The sequence below is a fragment of the Zoogloea sp. genome, assembly GCF_030157465.1.
Lineage (GTDB): Bacteria > Pseudomonadota > Gammaproteobacteria > Burkholderiales > Rhodocyclaceae > Zoogloea.
In genome coordinates, this window is sequence record NZ_JAOAUU010000116.1 from 1 (window position 1) to 16,131 (window position 16,131).

At 67.8% G+C, this 16,131-nt stretch carries 17 protein-coding genes; 16 read left to right on the forward strand and 1 reads right to left on the reverse strand.

Annotation, left to right across the window (positions count from 1 at the left end):
• The 9 genes from Q1W26_RS13980 to Q1W26_RS14020 all read left to right on the forward strand — a co-directional run.
• Positions 1-301: efflux RND transporter permease subunit (locus tag Q1W26_RS13980; protein ID WP_300441311.1), on the forward strand; the 301-nt coding region annotated here is incomplete at its 5' end.
• A gap of 66 nt (positions 302-367) precedes the next feature.
• Entirely contained in the window at positions 368-1,054 is a 687-nt protein-coding gene (locus tag Q1W26_RS13985; protein ID WP_300441313.1) for a response regulator transcription factor, read from the forward strand.
• Positions 1,035-2,411 carry a sensor histidine kinase N-terminal domain-containing protein gene (locus Q1W26_RS13990; RefSeq protein ID WP_300441315.1) on the forward strand — a complete coding sequence of 459 codons (1,377 nt, stop codon included), beginning with the start codon at positions 1,035-1,037 and terminating at the stop codon, positions 2,409-2,411. The genes Q1W26_RS13985 and Q1W26_RS13990 overlap by 20 nt, the downstream gene beginning before the upstream one ends.
• A gap of 83 nt (positions 2,412-2,494) precedes the next feature.
• Positions 2,495-2,674, forward strand: coding sequence for a DUF5668 domain-containing protein (locus tag Q1W26_RS13995; RefSeq protein WP_300441318.1), 180 nt, complete (start codon positions 2,495-2,497; stop codon positions 2,672-2,674).
• A 62-nt stretch (positions 2,675-2,736) separates the two neighbouring features.
• Positions 2,737-3,537, forward strand: a complete 801-nt coding sequence (locus tag Q1W26_RS14000; RefSeq protein WP_300441320.1) for a TIGR00266 family protein — start codon at positions 2,737-2,739, stop codon at positions 3,535-3,537.
• Complete coding sequence (locus Q1W26_RS14005; RefSeq protein ID WP_300441322.1) at positions 3,534-4,646, forward strand: M48 family metallopeptidase; 1,113 nt, start codon at positions 3,534-3,536, stop codon at positions 4,644-4,646. Before Q1W26_RS14000 ends, Q1W26_RS14005 begins: the two co-directional genes overlap by 4 nt.
• Before the next feature lie 58 nt (positions 4,647-4,704).
• Positions 4,705-6,540, forward strand: a complete 1,836-nt coding sequence (locus Q1W26_RS14010; RefSeq protein WP_300441325.1) for a PAS domain-containing sensor histidine kinase — start codon at positions 4,705-4,707, stop codon at positions 6,538-6,540.
• Entirely contained in the window at positions 6,537-6,917 is a 381-nt protein-coding gene (locus Q1W26_RS14015; protein ID WP_300441328.1) for a response regulator, read from the forward strand. Before Q1W26_RS14010 ends, Q1W26_RS14015 begins: the two co-directional genes overlap by 4 nt.
• A complete protein-coding gene (locus Q1W26_RS14020; protein WP_300441331.1) occupies positions 6,910-8,415 on the forward strand; it encodes an HD-GYP domain-containing protein in 1,506 nt (501 codons plus the stop codon). The genes Q1W26_RS14015 and Q1W26_RS14020 overlap by 8 nt, the downstream gene beginning before the upstream one ends.
• A gap of 157 nt (positions 8,416-8,572) precedes the next feature.
• Here Q1W26_RS14020 and Q1W26_RS14025 read toward each other — a convergent pair whose 3' ends face one another.
• Positions 8,573-8,905, reverse strand: a complete 333-nt coding sequence (locus Q1W26_RS14025; RefSeq protein ID WP_300441334.1) for a hypothetical protein — start codon at positions 8,903-8,905, stop codon at positions 8,573-8,575.
• Here Q1W26_RS14025 and Q1W26_RS14030 point away from each other — a divergent pair.
• From Q1W26_RS14030 to Q1W26_RS14060, 7 genes are all read left to right on the forward strand, one after another.
• Complete coding sequence (locus tag Q1W26_RS14030; RefSeq protein ID WP_300441337.1) at positions 8,894-10,450, forward strand: GspE/PulE family protein; 1,557 nt, start codon at positions 8,894-8,896, stop codon at positions 10,448-10,450. The two genes, Q1W26_RS14025 and Q1W26_RS14030, sit on opposite strands and share 12 nt — an antisense overlap.
• 5 nt (positions 10,451-10,455) lie before the next feature.
• Positions 10,456-11,580 (forward strand): type II secretion system F family protein, encoded by a 1,125-nt coding sequence (locus tag Q1W26_RS14035; protein ID WP_300441340.1) that lies wholly within the window; start codon positions 10,456-10,458, stop codon positions 11,578-11,580.
• Positions 11,581-11,719: 139 nt separating this feature from the next.
• On the forward strand, positions 11,720-12,235 hold the full coding sequence (locus tag Q1W26_RS14040) for a prepilin-type N-terminal cleavage/methylation domain-containing protein (RefSeq protein WP_300441343.1): 516 nt from the start codon (positions 11,720-11,722) through the stop codon (positions 12,233-12,235).
• A 10-nt stretch (positions 12,236-12,245) separates the two neighbouring features.
• Positions 12,246-12,818 (forward strand): GspH/FimT family pseudopilin, encoded by a 573-nt coding sequence (locus Q1W26_RS14045; protein ID WP_300441346.1) that lies wholly within the window; start codon positions 12,246-12,248, stop codon positions 12,816-12,818.
• A gap of 2 nt (positions 12,819-12,820) precedes the next feature.
• Positions 12,821-13,234 carry a hypothetical protein gene (locus tag Q1W26_RS14050; RefSeq protein ID WP_300441349.1) on the forward strand — a complete coding sequence of 138 codons (414 nt, stop codon included), beginning with the start codon at positions 12,821-12,823 and terminating at the stop codon, positions 13,232-13,234.
• Positions 13,231-13,953 (forward strand): prepilin-type N-terminal cleavage/methylation domain-containing protein, encoded by a 723-nt coding sequence (locus tag Q1W26_RS14055; RefSeq protein WP_300441352.1) that lies wholly within the window; start codon positions 13,231-13,233, stop codon positions 13,951-13,953. Before Q1W26_RS14050 ends, Q1W26_RS14055 begins: the two co-directional genes overlap by 4 nt.
• Positions 13,950-16,127: a DNRLRE domain-containing protein gene (locus tag Q1W26_RS14060; protein WP_300441355.1), complete on the forward strand. Its 2,178-nt coding sequence runs from the start codon at positions 13,950-13,952 to the stop codon at positions 16,125-16,127. The genes Q1W26_RS14055 and Q1W26_RS14060 overlap by 4 nt, the downstream gene beginning before the upstream one ends.
• Positions 16,128-16,131: the final 4 nt, after the last annotated feature.

A 16,131-nucleotide genomic window follows, 5' to 3' on the forward strand; every position in this document is an offset into this window, starting at 1 on the left:
GCAGAATGGCGTGATCATGGTTGAACAAGTCATCGAAATCGCCCGCCGCGGCGCCAGCCGCTCCGAGGCCATCCTCGACGGCGCCATGCTGCGCCTGCGCCCCATCGTCATGACCGCGCTGATGGCCGGCCTCGGCCTGCTGCCGGCGGCGCTCTCCCACGGCATCGGCTCCGAAACCCAGCGCCCCTTCGCGGTGGTGATCGTCGGCGGCATCGTCAGCGCCACCTTCTTCACCCTGCTGCTGCTGCCGGTGCTGCTGTCCTTCGGCGGGCCGAAGGACAACGCCAGGAGCGAAGGGTAAAGCGTGACGAAGTCCTTGCCGGGCGCTTCACGCTCAACGCCTCACCTTTAACTCTCCCCCTTCCCCATGCGCATCCTCATCGTCGAAGACGACCCCCTGCTCGCCGACGGCGTGGCGCAGCTGCTGCGCGGCGCCGGCTTCACGACCGACTACGTGGGCAGTGCCGAGCTGGCCGAGGCGGCGCTGGCCGCCGAAAAATTCGACCTGATGGTGCTCGACATCGGCCTGCCGGGCATGGACGGGCTGGAGCTGCTGTCGCGCCTGCGCAGCCGCCACAACCCCATTCACGTGCTCATGCTCACCGCCCGCGACGCCCTCAACGAACGCGTGCGCGGCCTCAACCTGGGCGCCGACGACTACCTCACCAAACCCTTCGCCGCCGTCGAGCTGCTCGCCCGCATCAATGCGCTGGTGCGCCGCAGCCGCGGCCAGAGCGGGCAGCGCCGCGAGTTCGGGCCCTTGTCACTCGACGAGGAAGCCCACCGCGCCTGGCTCCACGGCCAGCCCCTCGACCTGCCCCAGCGCGAATGGGCGATACTCCAGTTTCTACTCGACAACCCCGAGCGCGTGCTCAGCAAGGAGCGCATCGTGGCCGCCGTGTGCAGCTGGGACAAGGACATGAGCGTCAACGCCGTCGAGGTTTACGTTTCGCGCCTGCGCACCAAGCTCGAAGCCGCCGGCATCCGCATCCGTACCGTGCGCGGCCTGGGCTACATGCTCGAAGACCTGCCCCATGACGCGAAGCCTGCGTAAATCCCTGCTCCTCTGGCTGCTGCTGCCGGCCGCCCTCGCCCTCATCACCTTTTTGCCGCTGGCCTACCACCTGGTGCACCAGCCCGCCATGGAAGCCCTCGACCAGGCCCTGGCCGACGCCAGCCTGGCCCTCGTTCCACACCTCGAAATCATCGACGGCGAACCGCGCTTCGTCTTCCCGCCCGCCGCCGAACAGGTGCTGCGCGCCGACCGTGTGGACGACATCTATTACCTGATCCTCGGCCCCCGCGAACGCTTCATCGCCGGTGACGCCGGCCTGCCCCACGAGCCCCCCGACGAGCAGGAAATCCACGGCGACCGCAACAGCTTCGATTCCCATTTCCGCGGCCACCGGGTGCGCGTCATCGCCATCCACCGCACGGTTTCGGGCGAGCCCTTCGTCTTCGTCACCGCCGAAACCACCCGCAAGCGCGACCAGCTGAAAGTCGACCTCGCCGTGGCGCTGACCCTGCCGCTGCTCTTCTTTGCCGCCGCCACCGGGCTCACCATCTGGTTCGGCGTACACCACGCGCTGCTCCCGGTCGAAGGCATCCGGCGCGCCCTCCACAACCTCGAACACCGCGCCCTGCAACCCCTCGACGCGATGGTCGCCCCCATCGAAATCCGGCCGCTGGTCACCGAATTCAACCAGGTGCTCGACCGCCTCGAACAAGCCGCCGAAGCCCAGCAACGCTTCGTCGCCAACGCCGCGCACCAGCTGCGCACCCCGCTGGCCGGCATCCGCACCCAGCTCGAACTGCTCCAGCGCGAACCCGACGCCGCCGAACGCGAAGTCCGCATCCGCCAGAGCGTCGGCGCCATCGAACGCCTTGGCCACCTCATCAACCAGATGCTGGTGCTGATTGCCGCCGAACCGGGCGGGCGCCACGAAAGCCTGGCCAGCACCGTCGACCTGCCCGAACTGATCCGCGAACTCAGCCCGGAATGGATCCGCCTCGCCGAAGCCCGCGGCCTCGACCTGGGCTTCGAACTGGCGCCCGCCAACGTCACCGGCGACCGCCTGCTGCAGGGCGAGATGATCGCCAACCTGGTGGTCAATGCCCTCAACTACACCCCGGCGCCGGGCGAAGTCACCATTCGGTGCCGCAGCGAGGCGGGCCACAGCATCATCGAAGTCGAAGACAGCGGCCCCGGCATCCCCCCCGAAGCCCGCCGGCAAGTCTTCGAGCGCTTCTTCCGCCTGCCCTCCGCCAGCCACCCCGGCAGCGGCCTGGGCCTCGCCATCGTCCGCGAAATCGCCCACGGCTCGGGCGGCGAAGTCGAAGTCCAGGACACCCCCGGCGGGCGCGGCGCGCTCTTGCGGGTAACGCTGCCGGGCTGCACGGCAGCCGACTGACGCGCCCTGCCAGCGCCGCCAGGATCATCTTCGAATAAGATTCCGGGACTTAGAGCTTGTCCGCCCATCTCCCGGAGCACCCCATGAAAGGCAACTTCACCGCCATCGCCCTGATCCTCATCGGCGCCCTTGCGCTGGGCGTCAATCTCGATCTCTTCGAAATCGACTTCGTCCGCCTCGCCCGCACCTGGTGGCCGGTGGTGCTGATCGCGCTGGGGGCCAGCCTGTTGTTCACGCCCGGCGACGGCAAGAAGCCGGATTAATCCGGCTGCAACGCGCACACTCAAAGATCACCCCTGCACCCCCACTTCAAGGAAGCCCCAGCATGGCCATGGACGTCGTCGATTACGAAATCTTCGGAAATGAAATGCAGTACGTCGAGGTGGAACTCGACCCCGGCGAAGCCGCCATCGGCGAGGCCGGTGTGATGATGTACATGCAGGACGGCATCGCCATGGACACCCTCTTCGGCGATGGCTCCCAGCAGCAGAACGGCCTGTTCGGCAAGCTCATGGGCGCCGGCAAGCGCCTGCTCACCGGCGAAAGCCTGTTCACCACCGTCTATCACAACGAAAGCAGCGGCAAGCGCCGGGTCGCCTTCGCGGCGCCCTACCCCGGCAAGATCGTGCCGGTCGACCTGTCGCAGCTCGGCGGCACCCTGATCTGCCAGAAGGATTCCTTCCTCGCGGCGGCCAAGGGCGTGTCGCTGGGCATCGCCTTTCAGAAGAAGCTCGGCGTGGGCCTCTTCGGCGGCGAAGGCTTCATCATGCAAAAGCTCGACGGCGACGGCATGGCCTTCATCCACGCCGGCGGCACGCTGATGGAAAAAACCCTGGCCCCCGGCGAAACCCTGCGCGTGGATACCGGCTGCGTGGTGGCCTTCCAGCCCAGCGTCGATTTCGACATCCAGTACGCCGGCAAGATCAAGACCGCGCTGTTCGGCGGCGAAGGCCTGTTCTTTGCCACCCTCAGCGGCCCCGGCAGGATCTGGCTGCAGTCGCTGCCCCTGTCGCGCCTCGCCGACCGCATCGTGATGGCCTCCCGCGCCGCCGGTGGCGGCGGCAAGGAGAGCGGCTCGCTGCTGGGCGGCATCGGCCTCGGCTCGCTGCTGGGCAACGACGAGTGAGCCCCGGCGAGGCGCCCCTTCCGGCCCGCTTCTACCCGGCGGGGGGCGACGCCCATGGCCACCCGGCACGGCTCGCCTGGGACGACGGCATGCTGCTCGTGCAGCCGGAAGATTCGTCCGGGCTGCTGCGGGTGCCGGCAAGCCAGCTGCGCGTCGAAGCCCGCGGCTTCAACCACAGCCAGTGGGCGATTGCCTGGGCCGGCGATGCGGGCGCCACGCACACTCACCTGCTGCTTGTCGACGACGCCCGCATCGCCCCGCTGCGCGCTGCCGCGCCGGCCCTGTTTGCCGCTGGCGACACGACCCGCCGGCACAGCCAGCGGCGCTTTCGCGTCGGCATCGTGCTGCTGGCGGCCATCCCGTTGGCCTTCCTCGGCGCCTTGCTTTTGTCCGTCGAACCGCTGGCCGAACGGCTGGTGGATCACATTCCGCCCGGCGTCGAGCAGCAGATCGGCGAGGCCGTGCTGGCCCACACCCGCGCCGCCGGCCCGATGATCACCGAAGGGCCGGCCTTCGATGCGCTGCAGGCGATCGGCAAACGCCTCGCCCGCCCCGGCGAGGTGCTGCACTTTCACCTCGCCGCGCGCCCTGAAATCAACGCCTTCGCCGCCCCCGGCGGCATCGTCGTGGTGCACAGCGCGCTGATGGCCAGCGCCGGCTCGGCCGAGGAAGTCGCCGGCGTGCTGGCCCATGAAATCGCCCACGTGGAGCTGCGTCACAGCCTCCGGCAGATCGTCAAGTCGGCCGGCCTGCGCATCATCCTCACCGGGCTGTCCGGCGACTACGCGCCCCTTGGCGGCTGGGCGGCCCAGCTAGGCGAACTGAAGTTCTCCCGCGACGCCGAACGCGCTGCCGATGCCCGCGGCCTCGAACGCCTCAAGGAAGCCCGCATCGACCCGATGGGCATGCTGCGCTTCTTCGAAACCCTCGCCGCAAACACGCCTTCCGGCCCCGCGCTGCTGTCCACCCACCCGGCCACCGCCGAGCGCATCGACAGCCTGAAAGCCGCCATCGCCGCGGCGCCCGGCGCACCGGCGCAATCCATCGGAATCGACTGGGAGCCCGTCAAAAATGCGCTGAACTCCCCGTCCGGCCCACAGAGGAAATGATGCCCCTGGGCTAAAGTAGTAAGGCACGTGTCCGTTATACGGAAGGTAAACTCTTCCGATGACCACTTCCGTGAACGCTGCCCGCTCCAGCCCCGCCGACCGTGCCGGTCTGCTGATCCTCCTTGCAGGGCTGGTCGCGGCCCTGCTGGTCGCGTTTCTTGCGGTACGCCACCAAACCGAACAACGCGCCACCGAACTCGTCGAGCAGGGCACCCGCCTGGTCAAGGCCCTGACCGCGATTCCAAAAGACGGGCTTACGCCCGCCGCCGGCCGCCCCAACCCCCTCGCCGCGGTGCTGCGCGCCCACGGCAACGCCGATCTGGCCTACGGGCTCGTCACCGACCCCCAGGGCCGCCCGCTCTCCGAAGTCACCGCCCCCGGCCTCACCCCCACCCTGCTGCCACTGGCTGCCGACAAGCCGGCCGAATGGTTCGGCCACCGGCCCGTCGACAGTGGCGTGGCCGGCCTCCAGCTGGTCGAATTCCACGGCCCGCTGCTGCAGGATGGCCGCCTCGAAGGCTTCGTGCGGGTCGCCTTCCGCGAGCCCTCGATCGGCTTCGACTCGCGCCAGATCCCCTTCCTGGCCGGTCTTGCGCTGCCGGTGCTGCTGCTCGTACCGCTGTTCTTCTTCATGCTGCGCAGCCAGCTGCGCCCGCTGCAGGACGTCAGCCGCCGCTTCGAAATCCTGGCCACAGGCAGTGCCGGCGACGTGGCCGCCCGCGACGTGGTAAGCCGCTTCGGACGCTTTCTCGACGCCACCGAAAACCGCATCCTCGAACTCGAAGCCACCCGCAGCGACGCCGAAACCTCGATCAAGCTCCTCGGCTACAAGCGCGAAAAAGTCGAAAGCGCCCTCGAAACCCTGCCGGAAGGCATCATGGTTCTCGACGAAGGTGGCGTCGTCGTGTTCGCCAACCCCAAGGTCGGTCCGCTGCTTTCCGCCGCGCCCGCCGATCTGATCAACAAGCGCCCCGCCGAGTGGCCCATCGACCCGGCCATCACCCGCGCGCTGGCGCCGCTGCTCAACGCCGAATCCGGCCCCTCGACCCACAACACCGATTTTCACCCCGACAACGACCAGGGCCGCCGCGTCAGCGTGTGGGCGCTGCCGCTCTTCGCCCCCCGCGACACCACCCGCCGCCTCGGCATTCTGGTGGTGCTGCGCGAAACCACCGACCAGATGCTGGCCGGCCGCGCCCGCGACGAGTTCATCGCCCACGTCGCCCACGAACTCAAGACACCGCTCTCCAACATCAGCCTCTACGGCGAACTGCTGCGTGACGAGCCCGACCTGGCGGCCGATACCCGCATCGAGGCCATCAACACCGTGTGCGATGAAGCCCAGCGGGCCGCCGGGCTGATCGCCAACCTGCTCAACATCTCGCGCATCGAAGCCGGCAGCATCGTCATCGACCGCCAGCGCGTGCGTCTCGGCGAACTGCTCAGCGACTGCATGGATCACCTCTCCCACAGCGGCAGCACCCACGCCCTGCGCCTGCGGGTGGATGTGCCCCCCGAGCTGCCGCCCATCGAACTCGACAAGGATCTGCTGCGCATCGCCATCAACAACCTGCTCACCAACGCCGCCAAGTACAACCGTGCCGACGGCGAAATCATCCTCGCCGCCGAAGAAACCGACGATCACATCGTAATTTCGGTGCAGGACAGCGGGATCGGCATCGCCGCTGACGAGCTGCCCCACATCTTCGAAAAGTTCTACCGCTCGGCCGACCGTGAAGCCGTCTCCCGCGGCGGCCACGGCCTTGGACTCTACCTCGCCCGCCAGATCGTCGAGCTTCACCAGGGCCAGATCGAAGTCGCCAGCCAACCCGGCCAGGGCACCCGCTTCACCCTGAGCTTCCGCAAACCGCATGTTCTGTTGAGGGCCGCATGAAACGTCTCCTCGTCGTCGACGACGAACCCCACGTGGCACGGGTGCTGCGTGTCAGCCTCGCCAAGGAGGGCTGGGCCATCGAAGTGGCCCACAACGGCACCGAAGCCCTGGCCCTCATCGCCGCCAATCCCCCCGACGTGATGATCACCGACATCCAGATGCCCGGCATGGGCGGTGAGGAGCTGTGCCGCAAACTGCATGCGTCCATGCCCGACCGGCCCTTCCCCATCCTCGTCATGACCTCCATGACCGCGCTCGACCAGCGCAACTGGGCCCGTGAGCTGGGCGACATCGAGTTCCTCGAAAAGCCGGTCAGCCCGCGACGCGTCGCCGCCACCCTCACCCAGCTGCTTGAACGGAAGAACAACGATGGCTGACATGCAAACCGACGAAGTCGCACGCTACGGGCGCTGGCTCAAGCGCAGCGTCGGCACCGCCTTCCGGATCGGCGTCGGCAGCGCCGCGGGCGAACTGCTGTGGGCTGACGGCAACGACGCAGCGCCACTCGCCTCGGCCCTCGCCACCTGCATCGCCTTGCCCCACGACGGCAGCGAAGGCATGCGCCGCCAGGAGGCCGACAACGCCACCGCCTACACCTGCCCGATCAAGCTCCCCGCGGGCGCGGGCGACGGCTGGCTGCTCGCCCTTCCCGACCGCGAGACGCCGCCCACCGGCATCGAACTGAACGACCTCGCCGAAACCATGGCTGACGTCGCAACCACCCTCGCCGATGGTAGCCGCCTCAACACCGAGATGGACGTGCTCGCCGCCGAGCTGGCCGAGCGCTACGAAGAACTCCACCTCTTCTACGACATCGACCGCCACCTCGCCAAAAGGGATCTCGGCACGGAAGTACTCCAGGACCTGCTGCGCACCTGTGCCGAACAGCTCAACGCCGACGTGGCCTGTTTTGTCCGTCCGGCCGAAAACATCACCGTGTCGGCCACCAACCTCAGCAAGCCGATCCACAACCTCGACTTGGTGCTGGTGGAAATGCGCGGCGACCTGTTCCGCTTCGTCTCCTCCAGCCGCAGCTCGGTGGTGATCAACGGCATGGACGACTCGCGCCGCGCCTACATCTTCACCGACATGCCCTACAAGGTGCTGGCCTGCCCGGTGTTTCAGGGCCTCGACATGCCGGCCATGCTGACCCTGCTCAACCACGCCGACAAACCCGACTTCTCCAACAGCGACCGTCGCCTCGGCGAGGTCATGGCCCACCAGATCGCCAACGTGATGCACATGGGCGAAATGTTTGCCCAGATGCGCCGCTTCACCGAACAGATGGCCGCCGCGCTGATCGAAGCCGTCGAGGCCAAAGACCCCTACACCCGCGGCCATTCCGAGCGCGTACACCTGTTTTCCCTGCGCCTCGGCCAGGCGCTCAGGCTGCGCAACGAAGAGCTGGAAAACCTGCACTGGGGCTCCCTGCTCCACGACGTGGGCAAGATCGGGATTCCCGATGCCGTGCTGTGCAAACCCGGCCGCCTCACCGCCGACGAATTCACCTTCATCAAGGTGCACCCCGAGCGCTCCTACGAAATCCTGCGCCACGTGGATCGCCTGAAGGGCGCCATCGACGGCGCCCGCCACCACCAGGAAAAATTCGACGGCAGCGGCTACCCTCACGGCCTGCGCGGCAACGACATTCCGCTGCTGGCGCGCATCATCGCGGTGGCCGACACCTACGACAGCATCACCAGCTCCCGCGCCTACCGTGCCGGCAGCACCCACGAAGCGGCCGTAAAGGAGATGCAGCGGGTTCGCGGCACCCAGCTCGATCCGGAGCTGCTCGACATCTTCCTCGGCCTCTGCGAGGACGATCCGGCGCTGCTCGCCAAACTCGGCATCCGGCGGGAGACAGGCGATCTCTAAGCACATCGTCCGCACCCGTGCGGGCACCCTCAGCTATCTCGCCCCCGAAGGCGCACTGCACGACGCCGAAGCCGTCAACGAACTCGGCGCGGCCATCGAAAACTGCACCACCCGCCACGAGCTGCGCATCGTCCTCGACCTGGGCAAGGTATCGCTGCTATCCAGCCAGGCCCTGGCCCAGCTGCTGGCAGGCAGCGCACGCCTGGCCAGCCTCGGCGGCTGGCTGCGCCTCACCGCTCCCAACCCGCTGATCGGCGACATCCTGCTCGCCACCGGCCTCAACCGGCGCCTCGAGATATTCGACAGCGGCGGCCCCGACTCGCCCGCCCTGCCGGTCACCCCAGCGGCCAGCGGCCAGCGCCTCGGCGACATCCTGACCGAACGCGGCCTGGCCAAGCCCGAACAGCTCGCCGAAGCCGCCCGCCTGCAACGCCAGCTGGGCCTGCGCATCGGCCGCATCCTGGTCGAAAAGGGCTGGGTGCCCGAACACGAGTTGCTGCAGGCGCTCTCCACCCAGCTCGGCGTGCCCTACCTCGCCATGCGGGCGGGCCTGTTCGACCCGGCCATCTCCGAAGCCCTGCCCCAGGACATGGCGCGCCGCCTGGGCGTGCTGCCGATGTTCCGCATCGGCAACGAACTCACACTCGCCACCACCGACCCGCAATCCATGCCGGTCGCCGACGAGATCGAGCGGGCCAGCGGCTGCCGCCTGCGCTGGGTGCTGGCCGCCGCCGAGGCCATCCAGAAGTGTCTCTTCGAGGCCTATTCCGGCTCGGCCTACGACCCCGACCTGATCGACGGCAACACCGTCGACCTCGAAGTCATCGAAAACGCCGGCATCGCAGGCGACACCACCACCATCGACGAAATGGCCGCCGGCAGCCCGGTGATCAACCTCGTCAATTCGATCATCCAGCGGGCCATCCACGACAACGCCAGCGACATCCACCTCGAGCTTTTCCGCACCAAGGCGCGGGTGCGCTTTCGCATCGACGGCGTGCTCTACGAAGTCATGAACCCCCGCGCCGATCTGTTCCCGGCGCTGGTTTCGAGGCTCAAGGTGATGGCCAACCTGGACATCGCCGAACGCCGCCTGCCCCAGGACGGCCGCATCCAGGTTTCCACCAAGGGCCGCACCGTCGACCTGCGCTTCTCGTCGCTGCCCGGCATCTACGGCGAAAAAGTCGTGCTGCGCGTGCTCGACAAGGGCAGCACGGTGCTCGACCTGCACCGCCTCGGCCTCGCCGAGGGCAACCTCGAACGCTTCCGGCGCCTGCTCGCCCGCAGCCACGGCCTGCTGCTGGTAACCGGCCCCACCGGCAGCGGCAAGACCACCACCCTCTACGGCGCCATCGACCACCTGCGCAGCATCGAAAAAAACATCGTCACCATCGAAGACCCGGTGGAATACCAGCTCGACATCATCAACCAGAACCAGGTGAACGAAGCCGTCGGGCTCACCTTCCCGCGCATCCTGCGCCACGTGCTGCGGCAGGATCCGGACATCATCATGGTCGGCGAGATCCGCGACCGCCAGACCGCCGAAATCGCCGTGCAGGCGGCCCTCACCGGCCACCTGGTGCTATCCACGCTGCACACCAACGACGCCGTCGGCGCCGTGGCACGGCTGGTGGATATGGGCGTCGAGCCCTACCTGCTGTCGTCGGCGCTGATCGGCGTGATGGCCCAGCGCCTGGTGCGGCGCATCTGCCCCGAATGCCGCACCACCTCCATCGCGCCGCCCGAACTCGTCGAACGCTTTGGCTGGCAGGCCCGCGGGCAGGTGATGCTGGCCCGCGGACGCGGCTGTCGCAGCTGCTACGACAGCGGCTACAAGGGCCGCCTCGCCATTCACGAACTCATCGAGATCGACCGTCCGCTGCAAAGCCTGATCGTCGCCGAAGCCGGCTACGAAGCCCTCAGCGACCACGTGCGCCAGGGCCCCACGCCCGGCCTTTTCATCGACGGCATTGAGCGCGTGCTCGCCGGCCACACCACGCTGGAGGAAATCTCCCGCGTCGTCCTGCAAGACTAGGCGCCATGGCCATCGAACTCGACACCGGCAACGACAGCCCCACCGGCCAGGCGGCCCGGGCCAGCGCAAAGCCCCCGCTCTTCCCGTGGCTGCAGCGCATCCAGGTGGCCGACCGCATCGCGTTCACCGAACAGCTCGCGCTGCTGCTCGAAACCGGCGTACCGCTGCACACCGCCCTCCAGGAACTCCAGGCCCAGTCGCGCCGCCCGCCGGTCAAGGCCCTGCTGGGCGAACTGCGCAACGACATCCTCGACGGCAAGCCCCTGTCCCAGGCCCTCGCCCGCCAGCCGGAAATGTTTCCGACCACCTACAGCCACCTCGTGGCGGCCGCCGAGGAAGGCGGCTTTCTGCCCGAAGTGCTCGAACAGCTCAAGGATCTCGACGAAAAGGCCCAGACCCTGCGCGTCGCGCTGGTTTCGGCCCTCACCTATCCCATAGTGCTGCTCGGGCTCTCGCTGGTCGTCGTCACCTTCATCCTGCTGTGGGTGTTTCCGCGCTTTGCCGAACTCTTCGCCTCCATCCACGACCGCCTGCCCTTCACCACCCTCATCCTCATGGCGCTGAGTGATTTCCTGCGCCAGTACTGGCCCTTTGTGATTGCCGGCCTCGGCCTGCTCGCCCTGGCCGCCCGGCGGCTGGTCGCCTCCACCGACGGCCGCGCCGCGCTCGAACGGGCGCTAATGGCCACGCCGCTCATCGGCGGCCTCGTCATGCGCATCCACATGGTGCGGGTGTTCCGCATCCTGGCCCTCTCGCTGACCCACGGCGTGCCGCTGCTCAAGGCCCTCGCCGCCGCCCGCGAAATCGCCTCCACCGCCGCCCTGCGCGACGCCATGGAACGCATGCAGGCCAGTGTCGAAGAAGGCCGGGGACTCTCCGCGGCCCTTGCCGACACCGAGTTCATTCCACCACTGGCGCGGGAAATGCTCAGCACGGGCGAGCGCAGCGGCCACCTCGCCAAGGTGCTCGACCGTCTCGCCGGGCACTACCAGACCAAGCTCGAACAACAGCTCGCCACCCTCGCCAAGATCGTCGAGCCGGTGATGCTGCTGTTCATGGGCGGACTCGTCGCAATGATTGTCAGCGCGCTGATCCTGCCTATCTTCAAGCTCTCGGCCGCCGTCCATTAACCCGAGTGGAATGCGACTTTATGCATATACCCGGCGACAAAAAAGCTCAACTTTCCACCCGCAAGGCCGTAAGCACCTCCAGAGCCCCACATACGGGATGGGGCAGTCGTGTTTGCCACGTTTATAACCGGAGTCTGCAATGAAGATCCGCCACCCCAGCCTGCAAAAAGGCTTCACCCTCGTTGAACTGCTGATCGTCGTGGTCATTCTCGGCGTGCTCGCCGCCATCGCCATTCCGCAGTTCTCGGCCTCCACCGACGACAGCAAGGTTGCCGCCCTCGACTCGACCCTGAGCAACCTGCGCACCGCCATCGAACTCTATTACCAGCAACACGGCCACTACCCGAGCTCCGTGGCGGCCGGCGGCTCTTTCGGCGCCATCAACACCGAAGCGGCCTTTCGCGATCAGCTTGTGAACTACACCAGCGCCGCCGGCGCGGCCAGCGTGACCAAGGACGCCACCTACAAGTACGGCCCCTACCTCAAGAAAAGCACCATCCCGGCCGACCCGATCACCAACTCGACCGCCGTCGTCGTCGTTACCGCCGGCACCCTCGGCCTGACCACCACCGACACCACCGGCGGCTGGAAATTCGACAACAAGACCGGCCAGCTGATCAACAACAACACCACCAACAGCTACCACACCCGCTAAAGCGGCCACCGTGGCCTGGCCAGGCACCCCGCCGGCGCGCCGCTGTGGCGGGGTCAGCCTGCTTGAGCTCCTGATCGCCGTAGGGGTGCTGAGCCTGCTCGCCGCCACGACCGTGCCGCTCGTCAGCCGGAGCAGCCACCCGACCCAGGCCACCGAGGGCGCCGAACGCGTAGCCGCGGCGCTGCGCCTGGCCCGCGACGAAAGCCTGCGCACCGCCAGCCCCCACGGGGTCGCCTTCACGCCCGGCACGGCCAGCGACACCCTCAAGGTGTACGTGCTCAACACCGCCAGCCCGCCCGTGCCCCAATACACCGTGCGCAATCCCCTGTCCCGCCAGCTCTACGTCGAAACCCTCGGCGCCGGCAGCCGCCTTGCCGACGCCCGGCTCCAAGCCCAGCCCGTCGTCACGGGCGCCGGCAACACCACGGCCCTCAGCTTCAGCGCCGACGGCGCGCCGGCCATCACCCAGGGCTCAGGCCTGCTGAGGCTATCCGGCGCCAGCGCGCGGGTCCGCGTCACGGCCGGCGCGCACATCCGCGACGTGCTGGTGGCGGTCGAAACCGGCCGCATCACCATTCAGTAGCCATGCCTCGCCAGCGCGGATTCGGCTACATCGAAGCCCTCGTGGCCGTTGCGCTGCTGGCCGTCGCCCTCATCCCGGCCCTCGAAGCCCTCACCAACGTCACCCGCAACGCCCCCGGCGCCGACCAGGACGACGCCCTGTGGATGGCCGTTTCCAGCAAGCTCAATGAAGTCAGCGGCACCCGCTTCGACAGCCTCGACTTTTACGCCGGCGCGGCCGGCAGCCCGACCACCGCCAGCAGCCTGTCCGACGCCTCGGGCACCAGCCCGCGGGTGCTCGTCTATCTCAGCCGCTACGACGGCGACAATGCCGACGGCGACAACAACGCTTTCACCGGCACCGATGCCGACCTGATCTGGATTCGCGCCGCCATTGCCGACACCCCGGTCGAAATGAGCACCCTGGTCACCCGATGAAGCGCCAGCGGGGCATTGCCCTGGCCGAACTCCTGGTTGCCGCTGCGATTGCCGCCCTAGTGATGACGGCCCTGGCCGGCGTGCTCGGCAGCGTCCGGCAGGCCGATACGCAATTCTCGGAGCGCGCCCTGCTCCAGCGCGATGCCCGCCTGGCCCTTGAGCGCATCGCCGTGATGGTCGAGGGCAGCCGCAGCCTGCTGGTCCCCCTCGAAGTCACCACCAACAGCCGCAACGTGCTCGCCGTCAGCCTGCCGCCCACCGTCGACCGCAACGGCGACGGCTATGCCGACGCCGACAACAACAAAAACGGCAGCGTGGACGACGACATCTCCACCGACTACACCAACGACGGCGCCCCCGGCATCAAGGGCATCGACGACGACGGCGACGGCACCATCGACAACGGCAGCACCAGCGACAACGACGAAAACGGCAGCATCGCCACGCCCGTCGGCGCCGGCACGGGCACCGACTGGATCGATGCCGTGGTGTACCGCGTCAGCGGCACGCAACTGCTCGAACGCCTGCCCAACCTCAACCCGGCCAGCGGCGCCGACTACACCGAGCGCCCCATCGCCGACAACGTCAGCGCCTTCACCGTCACCCGCGTCGGCACCGGCAACCGGAGCACCCGCGAAGTGCTCGTCCAGCTCGACCTCGCCGGCCCCGGCGGTGAAACCGGCACCTGGACGCGCCGCCTGCGTCTGGGAACGCGATGAGCACGCACCGCAGGCACGCCGGCTTCCTGCTGCTGCCCGTCAGCCTGCTGCTGGCCGTTATCGGCGCCCTCAGCTACGCCCTCGTCCAGGACATCGGCAGCGCCAGCCGACCCGCCGCGCGGGAAGCCGAACGCGCCCGCCAGCTTGCCGAGGCCGGTATTGCCCACGCCACCTGGAAGCTCAACCAGCTCACCACCTGCAGCAACTACGTCAGTTTGCCCGCCACGTCCCTGGGCAGTGACCAGTACCAGGTCACCGTCAGCCCCAGCTCCGGCTCGCCGGTCACCCTCACGGCGACCGCCACCCTGGCCAGCGGTCTTGCCGGCTCCAGCGCCACGCTCAAGCGGCAGGTCTACAAGACCAGCGGCAACACGCTCACCTACACCGTAAAGACCGACACTGCCGGCAGCGACACCACCCTCAACGCCGCCACCCCGGACAAAAACTACGGCGGAAGCGTAACCATGGGCCTCACGCAGAACGCCGAGTACCCGCTGCTGCGCTTCGACCTCTCTAGCCTCCCGGTCGGCAGCCGCATCGTCGACGCCAAACTGACCCTCTACCGCGTCAGTGCCGGCAGCTTCAGCCTTTCCCTGCGCACCGTCGAAGCCCTGCGAGTGCTCGAACGGTGGGTGGAGGGCACCAAAAGCGGCTCGACGAGCGCCGACGGTGCCACCTGGCAAACCTACGACGGCGTGCACGCCTGGCAGGTCGCAGGCGCCACGGTCGAATCCATCAGCGCCCTCGACACCGCGCACTACCACGCCTACCTGTCGCCCAACCCGATCGAATGGAGCATCACCAACCTGGTCCAGGGCTGGGTCGATGGGCGCTACCCCAACTACGGCCTGCTGCTGCGCCCCACGAACGACGTCAGCAGCGAAACCTTCGCCACGGCCGAAGGCACCAACAGCGCCCAGGTGCCCAAACTCGTCATCAAGTACATCGCCCCCTGCGGCGCCATCAATCCGCCCTCGGACGGAATCAGCGGCCGCATCGCCTGGTGGAAGTTCAACGAAAGCACCGGCACCACGGCCTCCGACGCCGTGGCCGGCCACGCAGGCAGCGTCACCAACGGCACCTGGAGCCCCGCCGGCGGCGTCTCGGGCGGCGCGCTGGCCTTCAACAGCGCCGGCAAGGTGTCCGTCACCCACACCGCCGACCTCTCGCAGACCGGCGATTTCAGCCTCGCCGCGTGGGTCAACATGAGCAACCAGAACGGCAAGCGCCCGGTGCTCTACAAGGGCACCAACACCAACGAGGCCAACTACGCCTTCGGCGCCCGCGACGGCAACCTCTATTTCGAATACTTCAGCAGCGCCAGCAACAGCTGGCAAACCTTCACCACCAGCGGCCTCAACCTGCGCCCCGGCACCTATTACCACTTTGCCGTCACCTACAAGGCCAGCACCCGCACGATCAGGTTCTACCTCGACGGCATCCAGGTCGGAAGCGCCACCGCCAGCTTCGGCAACACCCCGCAGGCCAACACCCGCAACCTGCTGATCGGCTCCACGCCCTACAACGAAAGCTTCCTCGGCCGCATCGACGACGTGCAGATCATCGCAGCCAACCTCGATGTCGCCGGCATCGCCACCGTAATGGGCGCCCGCGTGAACACGGCCGCCGCCGATGCGCAGATCTCCAGCGAACTCTTCGCCACGGGCAACAACTACGGCACCACCACCACGCTGATCGTCCAGAACCCCGCGGACATCCGCAGCCTCGTCCGCTTCGATCTATCCGGCATCCCCGCCGGCACCCCCGTCAAGCGCGCCATCCTGTCCTTCCACATCGAAAGCGCAAACGTCGTTCTCAACCTCAAGGCCAATGCCTACCCCCTCAAGGAAAGCTGGGTCGAGGGCACCCAGAACGGCAGCGCCTCGACATCCGGCGTCACCTGGGCCAAGCGCCAGACCAGCCCGAACCTGAACTGGACCAACCAGGGCGGCACTTACGACAACGTGATTGCCGGCATCCTCAACCTTCCCCTTCTGCCCGGCACCCAGCGCTACTACGAGATGGATATCACCCCCACCGTGCAGGAATGGGTCGATGGCGTACGGGCCAACCAGGGGCTGCTCCTGCTGATGGGCATCGGCCTCGACAGCGTGCGCATCCACAGCCGCGAAAACCTGCGCCAGGAACCGCGCCTGCTCATCGGCACCCAATAAGGGC